Origin of the sequence: Ideonella sp. (genome assembly GCF_035254525.1) — a bacterium.
Lineage (GTDB): Bacteria > Pseudomonadota > Gammaproteobacteria > Burkholderiales > Burkholderiaceae_C > Ideonella.
Map to the genome: position 1 here is coordinate 1 of NZ_DATFAN010000081.1, position 8,260 is coordinate 8,260.

General features: G+C 71.3%; 10 protein-coding genes and 1 pseudogene. 5 read left to right on the plus strand and 6 right to left on the minus strand.

Annotated features, from left to right (window positions below):
• The 3 genes from VJ693_RS08070 to VJ693_RS08080 form a co-directional block, all read right to left on the minus strand.
• Positions 1–476 (minus strand): PHB depolymerase family esterase (locus VJ693_RS08070; protein ID WP_324153115.1); only part of this gene is annotated, 476 nt, incomplete at its 3' end.
• A 29-nt stretch (positions 477–505) separates the two neighbouring features.
• On the minus strand, positions 506–934 hold the full coding sequence (locus tag VJ693_RS08075; RefSeq protein ID WP_324153116.1) for a CopG family transcriptional regulator: 429 nt from the start codon (positions 932–934) through the stop codon (positions 506–508).
• Between the two features lie 93 nt (positions 935–1,027).
• Positions 1,028–2,176, minus strand: a complete 1,149-nt coding sequence (locus VJ693_RS08080) for an iron-containing alcohol dehydrogenase (protein WP_324153117.1) — start codon at positions 2,174–2,176, stop codon at positions 1,028–1,030.
• 44 nt (positions 2,177–2,220) lie between these two features.
• Here VJ693_RS08080 and VJ693_RS08085 point away from each other — a divergent pair, with 44 nt between their 5' ends.
• Both VJ693_RS08085 and VJ693_RS08090 read left to right on the plus strand, forming a co-directional pair.
• Positions 2,221–3,216: an alpha/beta hydrolase gene (locus VJ693_RS08085; RefSeq protein WP_414652242.1), complete on the plus strand. Its 996-nt coding sequence runs from the start codon at positions 2,221–2,223 to the stop codon at positions 3,214–3,216.
• Positions 3,213–4,070 (plus strand): YbgC/FadM family acyl-CoA thioesterase, encoded by an 858-nt coding sequence (locus tag VJ693_RS08090; protein ID WP_324153119.1) that lies wholly within the window; start codon positions 3,213–3,215, stop codon positions 4,068–4,070. The genes VJ693_RS08085 and VJ693_RS08090 overlap by 4 nt, the downstream gene beginning before the upstream one ends.
• On the opposite strand, the gene VJ693_RS08095 is transcribed toward VJ693_RS08090, so the two are convergent.
• The 3 genes from VJ693_RS08095 to VJ693_RS08105 are packed head-to-tail and all read right to left on the minus strand — an operon-like array spanning position 4,071 to position 6,372.
• Positions 4,071–5,036 carry an NRDE family protein gene (locus VJ693_RS08095; protein ID WP_324153121.1) on the minus strand — a complete coding sequence of 322 codons (966 nt, stop codon included), beginning with the start codon at positions 5,034–5,036 and terminating at the stop codon, positions 4,071–4,073. It lies immediately after the preceding gene.
• Complete coding sequence (locus VJ693_RS08100; protein ID WP_324153122.1) at positions 5,027–5,377, minus strand: DUF4936 family protein; 351 nt, start codon at positions 5,375–5,377, stop codon at positions 5,027–5,029. Before VJ693_RS08100 ends, VJ693_RS08095 begins: the two co-directional genes overlap by 10 nt.
• A gap of 26 nt (positions 5,378–5,403) precedes the next feature.
• Positions 5,404–6,372 (minus strand): folate-binding protein, encoded by a 969-nt coding sequence (locus VJ693_RS08105; protein ID WP_324153123.1) that lies wholly within the window; start codon positions 6,370–6,372, stop codon positions 5,404–5,406.
• A gap of 60 nt (positions 6,373–6,432) precedes the next feature.
• On the opposite strand from VJ693_RS08105, the gene mltG reads away from it, so the two are divergent.
• From mltG to VJ693_RS08120, 3 genes and pseudogenes are all read left to right on the plus strand, one after another.
• Positions 6,433–7,422 carry an endolytic transglycosylase MltG gene (gene mltG, locus VJ693_RS08110; RefSeq protein ID WP_324153129.1) on the plus strand — a complete coding sequence of 330 codons (990 nt, stop codon included), beginning with the start codon at positions 6,433–6,435 and terminating at the stop codon, positions 7,420–7,422.
• Positions 7,419–8,057 (plus strand): dTMP kinase, encoded by a 639-nt coding sequence (gene tmk / locus VJ693_RS08115; protein ID WP_324153125.1) that lies wholly within the window; start codon positions 7,419–7,421, stop codon positions 8,055–8,057. Before mltG ends, tmk begins: the two co-directional genes overlap by 4 nt.
• A pseudogene (locus VJ693_RS08120) lies at positions 8,050–8,260 on the plus strand (DNA polymerase III subunit delta'); the annotation flags it as partial. The gene tmk and the pseudogene VJ693_RS08120, both read left to right, overlap by 8 nt.

Consider the following 8,260-nt stretch of genomic DNA (forward strand, 5'->3'; position numbering starts at 1 on the left):
GCCTTGGCCGTCTGCGCCGGATACAGCACGTAGAAACCTTGCGCCGCAGCCGCTTCGTTCATCGCCGTGCCTGCGGCGAAATCGTCTGGATCCTGGGTGCAGCCGTGGAGCATCACGATGAGCGGCATCGGCCGGGTGCCAAGGCGGGGCGGCACGAACAGCTTGTACGGGCGTTGGCCGGCTGGCCCCGCGTAGTGCCCGGGAAAGAACCCCGTGCTCACGCCATCCGGCGCCAGTGACGGGCCGTGCGCCGGCATCGGCTCGACAGTGGGCATTTCCGGCAGCTCACGCGCGAGCACATCGATCACCATGGCTGCCGGGCCCTGTCGAGAGCCCGAGGCCGCCATCGGCGTGCTTGCACCATCGCCCAGGCGCCGCTGCAACGCGGCTTGGATCAGCTGGGTTGCCTCGTGCAGGTTGCCTGCCCGAGTCAGGCTCGTTGCCTCCCGCATCGCGGCCGTGAAGTTGTCGGACATGGCGGACTTTCGCTGGTGGAAGAACTGCTTCAGGCGTATTGCAGGCGGTCTGCCAGTGCCTTCTTCACGTCGTCGCTGGCTCGCAGCGCGCCGAGGACCGTCAGCGATTCGATGGCCGCGCGCGCCAAGGCAGGGCTGACGTCGCTGGCGATCGACGCCAGCCCCAGCACCCGAATCTGCAGGCGCTGGCCTGAGGCCTTGACGGCTTCGAGGTCAGCGGCGGTGTAGTGCTGAATGCCCAGGACCAAGGTCTTTCTGGACATCACCTGCCGAACCGCCTCGCTGTGGACAGTCAATTGGCTGCGGATGGCTGAACGGATGAAATCGCTGCGGTTGGCATAGAAGCCTTCTTGCACGAGCAGGTCGATCTGCCCCAAATCCACGCAGCCGAGGTTCAGGGTGATCTTCTCGTCGGTCGGTGTGGCGGGCGATCCGGCAAGGGCGCTTCGGCGGGGCATGGTCGGATCATACAACCATCCACTTGGATGGTATCTATGATGTTCGCCTGCCGCTGCCAAGTCGCGGACTGGGCCCTGAAACCGAGATCACCCCTACATCGAGGCGCGCAGCATGTCTCGGTAGTCGTCGGCACTCGCCAGCCGCGGGTTGGTCTTGTGGCAATGGTCGACCAGCGCGTGCTCGATGATGCGGTCGAGCAGCGACTCGTCCACGCCCATGGCCCGCAGCCCGTTGGGCAGGCCCAGCCGGGCGTTCATCGCGCGGATTGCCTCGCTCACCTCGGTGCCTTGCGCATCGCAGGCGGGCAGGCCCATCGCGTGGGCCATGCGCTGCAGGCGCCGCTCGCGCTGGATCGATTCGGCACCGGCATTGAATGCCACCACCGCCGGCAGGAAGACGGCGTTCAGCGTGCCGTGGTGCAGCCGCGGGTTGAGCCCGCCCAGGCTGTGGCTGAGCGAATGCACGCAGCCCAGGCCCTTCTGGAAGGCCATGGCGCCCTGCATGCTCGCGCTCATCATGTTCCAGCGCGCCTCGCGGTCCTGCCCATCGCGTGTCGCGCGCTCAATGTGGGCCCAGCCGCGCGCCAGGCCATCGAGCGCAATGCCGTCGGCCGGCGGATTGACCGCGTGGGCCATGAAGGTCTCCATGCAGTGCGCGATTGCGTCCATGCCGGTCGCGGCGGTCAGCAGTGGCGGCAGTCCCAGGGTCAGCTCGGGGTCGAGCAGGGCAGCCTTGGGCATCAGGTGCCAGCTGTGGAAGCCGAGCTTGCGGCCGTCGTCGACGATCAGGATCGCGCCGCGCGCCACCTCGCTGCCGGTGCCCGCCGTCGTCGGCACCGCGATCAGCGGCGCCACCGCCTCGCTGATCTTCGGGCTGCCGCCGAGGATGGTGGCGTAGTCGGTCAGCGGCCCGGGGTGCGTGGCGGCGATCGCCACGCCCTTGGCGAGGTCGATCGCCGAGCCGCCGCCGACCGCGATCAGCCCATCGCAGCGCTGCTGCGCAAACAGCGCGGTCGCTGCACGCACGGCCGCTTCGGTCGGGTTCGGCGGCGTGGCGTCGAACACCGCGTGCGGCAGGCCCTGCAGCGCGTCCTCGGCCTTGGCCAGCACGCCGGCCGCCCGCACGCCCGGGTCGGTGACGACCAGCGGGCGTCTGATGCCGACGCGGGCGCACTCCTCGGGCAACAGGCGCACCGCGCCGAAGTCGATCTCGATCTGGGTCAGGTACTGGATGCGTGCCATGCAGCCAGTATGCTCACGGCCCGGCCCCAAGCCAATGGGGGCGCATGAGGATCACCCTGAGCCACTCCCGCCACACCACGCTGTTGACGCCGGCCATGGCCGGCCTGTTGCAGCGCATCCACCGCGCCCGGCGCACGCCGTTCCACCAGATGACCCCCGCCGACGCGCGCGCCACCTACCTGGCCGCCGCCGAGGTGCTGGAGCCGCCGCGCGCACCGCTGCCACGCGTCGAGAACCTCACCATCCCGGCCGCCGACGGCACGCCGCTGCCGGCGCGGCTGTACGCCGCCAGCACCGGCCGCCTGCCGGTGCTGCTGTACCTGCACGGCGGCGGTTTCGTGATCGGCGGGATCGAAACCCATGACAGCCTGTGCCGGCAGCTTGCGCTGCGCAGCGGCGGCGCCGTCGTCTCGCTGGATTACCGCCTCGCGCCCGAACACCGCTTCCCGACCGCCGTGGACGACGCCTTCGCCGCACTGCGCTGGCTGGCGGGCGACGGCGCCGAGGCCATCGGCCTGGACGGGACACGCCTCGCCATCGGCGGCGACAGCGCCGGCGGCACGCTCGCCGCCGTCTGCGCGATCCTGGCACGTGACGCAGGCCTGCCCCTCGCGCTGCAACTGCTGATCACGCCCGGCACCACCGCCCATGCGGACACCGCCTCGCACACGCTGTTCGCCAACGGCTTCCTGCTCGATGCCGATGCGATCGCCTGGTTCTTCGACCACTACATCGACCGCCGCCACCGCAGCGACTGGCGATTTGCCCCGTTGAACGCACCGGACCTCGACGAGGTCGCGCCGGCCTGTGTGCTGCTGGCCGAATGCGACCCGCTGGTCGACGAGGGCGTGGCCTATGCCGACCGGCTGCGCGCGGTCGGCGTGCCGGTCGAGCTGGAGTTGTACCGCGGCCTGACCCACGATTTCATCAAGCTCGGCCGTGTGCTGAAGGAAGCCGGCCACGCGCAGGACGTGGCTGCGCGCGCCCTGCGCGACGCCTGGAAGTTCGAACCGCACAGCGCCCTGGAGACCACCCGATGACCCGCAACGATTTCCGCTTCCTCGAGCGCCTGCGCGTGCGCTGGGCCGAGGTCGACATGCAGAAGATCGTCTTCAACGGCCACTACCTGATGTACATCGACACCGCGGTGGCGGGCTACTGGCGCGCGCTCGCGCTGCCCTACGAAGAGACGATGCACCAACTCGGCGGCGACCTGTTCGTGCGCCGATCGACACTCGAATACCACGCCTCGGCCGGCTACGACGACGTGCTGGACATCGGCGTGCGCTGCGAGCGCATCGGCAACTCCTCGCTGCTGTTCGCGACGGGCGTCTTCCGCGCCGACGATCTGCTGGTCGGCGGCGAGCTCGTGTACGTCTACGCCGATCCGGTGGCAAAGCAGTCGCGGCCGGTGCCGGCCGAGTTGCGCAGCACGATGGTCGGCTTCGAGGCCGGCGAATCGATGGTCGAGGTGCGCGTCGGCGGCTGGGACGAGCTCGGCCGCGATGCGGGGGCGATCCGCGCCGAGGTCTTCGTGCAGGAGCAGAAGATCCCCGCCGAGATGGAGTGGGACGCGGCCGACGCCGCCTGCGTGCATGCCGTGGCCTACAACCGGCTCGGCATGCCGGTGGCCACCGGCCGCCTGCTCGAGCACGTGCCCGGCGTGGCCAAGATCGGCCGCATGGCGGTGCGGCGGCAGCTGCGCGGCAGCCGGGTCGGGCGTGCCGTGCTGGATGCCCTGATGCAGGCCGCCCGCCAGCGTGGCGACCGCGAGGTCATCTTGCATGCGCAGATGAGCGCCGAGCCGTTCTACCGCCGCGCCGGCTTCAGTCAGCGCGGGCCGGTGTTCGAGGAAGCCGGCATCGCGCACGTCGAGATGGTGCGCAGCCTTTGATCAGCGCAGCGGCCTGATCAGGCTGCGCACGCGCCGCTTTTTCGGGGCGTCGAGCGGTACCTCGGCCAGCTGGCTGTCGTCGACCGTGCCCCAGGCGGGCGCAGGGGATGGCCCAGTGGAGCTCGCGGGCGCCTCGTCGGCCTCGTATTTCGGCGGCCAATCCTTCAACGCCGCCCGGCGCAGCAGGGCGGGCCCGGCGCCGCTGGCGAAGCTGCGCTCGAACACGTGCGTCGTCAGGCGCTTGGCGGCACGCTCGGTGATCACCAGCGTCGAGCAGCGCGTGCCGTAGGCGCCGTCGGGTGTTCGGATGAAGGCCGGGGACAGCAGACGTTCGCGCTCGCGATCCAGCCCGGTGTGGGGAAGATGCTCGTCGGCGGCGGGCGTGCGGTCGGCCAGCATGGCGAAGAGCTGGCCGGCCAAGGCCTCGACGCCCGTGGTGTCGTCGGCCTCCTGCAGCGCGCTGTCGACACGGGCCTTCAACAGCTGCACCTTCGGCCACGGCGCGTCGATCTCGGCGGCGTTGCTGATCACCGTGACCCCGCGTTCCAGGCGACAGCCGCTGGCGTGCTGGCTGCTCGCCCAGAAGCACTCGCCACGGCGGAAGTCGGCCGCGATCAGGTTGAAGGGCGCGAAGCCGGATAGCGCGGTTTCGGCCCAGAAGCGGTCGGCCGGCAATTGGCCCTGCAACCAGGCGGGCACGATCAGGCCGCGCGACGGGCCGTCGCCGAGCAGTGCCACCCCGGGGCGGCGCACATTCGTCACCAGCGCAAACCGCCCCGACGCGGTCAGCCCCATCCAGGTGCCGCCGGCCGCCAGGTCGCGCCCGCCGAGGATGGGCTGGCTGCCGCCGTCGGGCGTCCACCAGGCCAGGTGCGCGGCTGCGCGATGAAAGAACTCGTCGCGGTTCGCCGCCACCACCAGTGGGAAGCGACGGCTGGCATCGAGCGCGAGGGCGGCTAGGCACATGGCTCGAACATTTCCAGATGGCGGGGGCCCTGCAGCCACCGGGCGAGCGCCGCAGCCTGCACGCGCTCGATGGCGGCCGGCAGTGCGCGGGCCTGTCCGGCAGGCCAGTCCGCCGGTGCGCGGTAGGTTTCGAGCAAGGTCATCTGCGGTGTCGGGCCTGAAGAGGAGGGCCGCTGCATCAGCTCGGCCGTGAGCCCGGGGTGCGCCTGGCACAGGCGCCGCTGACCGACGCGCGCCACGACCACGGCCTGGGCCAGGTCATCGAGCTGCACGCGATAGTAGATGAACCAGCACGGCCCGCCGGCCGTGGCGGCAGGCTCCGGCGAGGCAGAACGAGACATCGTGCGCGGCGCCTGCCGGCCCGTCGTCAATCGCCCTCGGCCGGCAGCGGGTACGGCAGCGGCTGCAGCTTCAGCGCGGGCCCGTCGGCCCCGCCGAGGTGGAAGGCGCCGGGGCCCTCGGCCAGCGAGAGTTTCAGCTCGACCAGCGCGAGCTGTTCGCCGCCGGCCGCGTGCGCGGCAAGCGCCACCAAGCCGGCGGGCTGGGCCGGATCGGCATCGTGGAACACCTCCCGGCCTTCGGCGAGCGCCGGGCCTGCACCCGGCGGCAGCGCGAGCAGCATCGCGCGGCGTTTGAGCGTGCCGCGGTACTGGCTGCGGGCGACGACCTCCTGGCCGGGGTAGCAGCCCTTCTTGAAGTTCACGCCGCCGACCAGCTCGAAATTCACCATCTGCGGCACGAACTGGTCGACCGTGGCCGCCACGATGCGCACCACGCCGCTGCGCACCTCGAGCCAGCGCCACGCCGCCGCGTCCAGCAGCGGTGCCGCCGGGGCAGCCGCTGCCGCCGGCTGGCAGTGCAGCGCGCGCGGCACGCCCGCCACATCCGGCAGACGCACCGTCTGGGTTTCCGTGTCGGCCGCCAGCACCGACCACGGCGCCGCGTCGCCGCCCGGCACCGCGTCGCCGGCGAGGCCCCACAGGCCCAGCTCGGCAGTCGCATCGCTCAGCCGGCATTTGGCGCGCAGCACGAACATCGACAAGCGCTTCAAGGTGGCGGCCAGCAGATCGGCGGAGCAGGCCAGCAAAACCTCCTCGGGCGCCGGCGACCAGACAACGAAGCTCGCCAGCAGCCTGCCCTTGGGCGAGCAATAGCCCGCCAGCACCGCGCGCCCCGGCGCCAGGCCGACGATGTCGCTCGTCAACTGGCCTTGCAGGAAGCTGGCCGCGTCGGCCCCGCGGGCTCGGATCAGGCCCCAGTCGGCCAGCCGGACGGCGCCATGGAATGCAGCAGACGGGGCAGGGGCGGAAGCAGTGTCCAGGGCCAGATCGCTCATGGCGACGATTATCATCGCCGGCCGGAATTCGGAAGGCTCCAAGGGATACCTGTGAAGTGGTTGCGTCGCTTGCTGGTGGCCGCGCTGTTGTTGTTCGCGGCCGCGGCGGCCGGTGCGTGGTGGTGGATCAGCCACCCGCTTGCGCTGCGCGCCGAGCGCGTCGAGGTCTCGATCGAGCCCGGCACCACCGCGCGCGAGGTCGCACGGCTGTGGGTCGATGCCGGGGTGGCGGTGCCACCCGAGGCGTTGTACCAGTGGTTCCGCTGGTCCGGCCAGGCGCGGCGCATCCGCGCCGGCAGCTACGAAATCGGTACCGGCACGACACCGCGCGATCTGCTGGACAAGATGGTGCGCGGCGACGAAGCGCTGGAAATGCTGCGCCTGATCGACGGCTGGACCTTCCGCCAGGTGCGCCAGGCCATGGCCGACGCGCCGAACCTGAAGCAGACGATCCAGGCACTGAGCGACGAGCAGGTCGCCCGCCTGCTCGATCTGCCGGGCGGCGTGATCGAGGGCCATGTCTTCCCCGACACCTATGCCTACAGCCGTGGCGTGAGTGACATGACGGTGCTGCGCCGCGCCACCGCCGCGATGAGCCGCCAGCTCGCCGGCGCCTGGGAGGCGCGCGCGCAGGGCTTGCCGTTGGCCACGCCCGAGGCGGCGCTGGTGCTGGCCTCGATCGTCGAGAAGGAAACCGGCGTGGCCGCCGACCGGGGGCGCATTGCCGCGGTCTTCCTCAACCGGCTCAAGCTCGGCATGCCGCTGCAGAGCGATCCGACGGTCATCTACGGCTTGGGCACCCGCTTCGATGGCAACCTGCGCCGCACCGATCTGGTTGCGGACACGCCGTGGAACACCTACACCCGCCCCGGCCTGCCGCCGACGCCGATCGCGATGCCCGGCCTGGCCTCGCTGCAGGCCGTGCTGCGGCCGGAGCCATCGAGGGCGCTGTATTTCGTGGCGCGGGGCGACGGCTCGAGCGTCTTCTCCGAAACGCTCGACGACCATAATCGGGCGGTGAACCAGTTTCAGAAGAATCCGAAGCGATGACCCTGCGCGGCCGATTCATCACCTTCGAGGGCATCGACGGCGCCGGCAAGTCCACCCACATCGAAGCGGTGGCCGAGGTGCTGCGTGCGCAGGGCACGCCGGTGCTGCTGACCCGCGAGCCTGGCGGCACGCCGCTGGCCGAGAAGCTGCGCGAACTGTTCCTGCACGAGCCGATGGACGCGCTGACCGAGGCCCTGCTCGTGTTTGCCGCCCGGCTCGACCACCTTCACACCCGCATCGCGCCCGCACTCGCGGCCGGCACGACGGTCTTGTGCGACCGCTTCACCGACGCGACCTTCGCCTACCAGGGCGCCGGCCGCGGCTTCGACCTGGCCGTGCTGGCCACGCTGGAGCAATGGGTGCAACAGGGCATCCAGCCGGATCTCACGCTGTGGTTCGACGTGCCGCCCGCGGTGGCCGCCCAGCGCCGCACCGCGGCGCGCGAGCCCGACCGCATGGAGCGCGAGGCCGAGGCCTTCTTCGAGCGCGTGCGCAGCGGCTACGCCGCGCGTTGCGCAGCGGCGCCCGGGCGCATCGTGCGCATCGATGCCGACGCCGAGCTGTCGGTGGTGCGCGCTGCGGTGCTCGAGGCGCTGGACCGCATCAGTGGGCGCGCGGAGCCCGGCGATGCTTGACGAGCGCGACCTGCCCTGGCTGGCGGCGCCGCTGGCGGAGCTGCGCGACCATGCGCGCAGCCACGCGCTGATCCTGCACGGCGGCGCCGGCTCCGGGCAGTGGGAGCTGGCCTGGCGTGTCGCCCAGGCCTGGCTTTGCGAAGGCGAGCCGCGGCCTTGCGGCGAATGCCCGAGCTGCCACCTGGCCGCGGCACACAGCCACC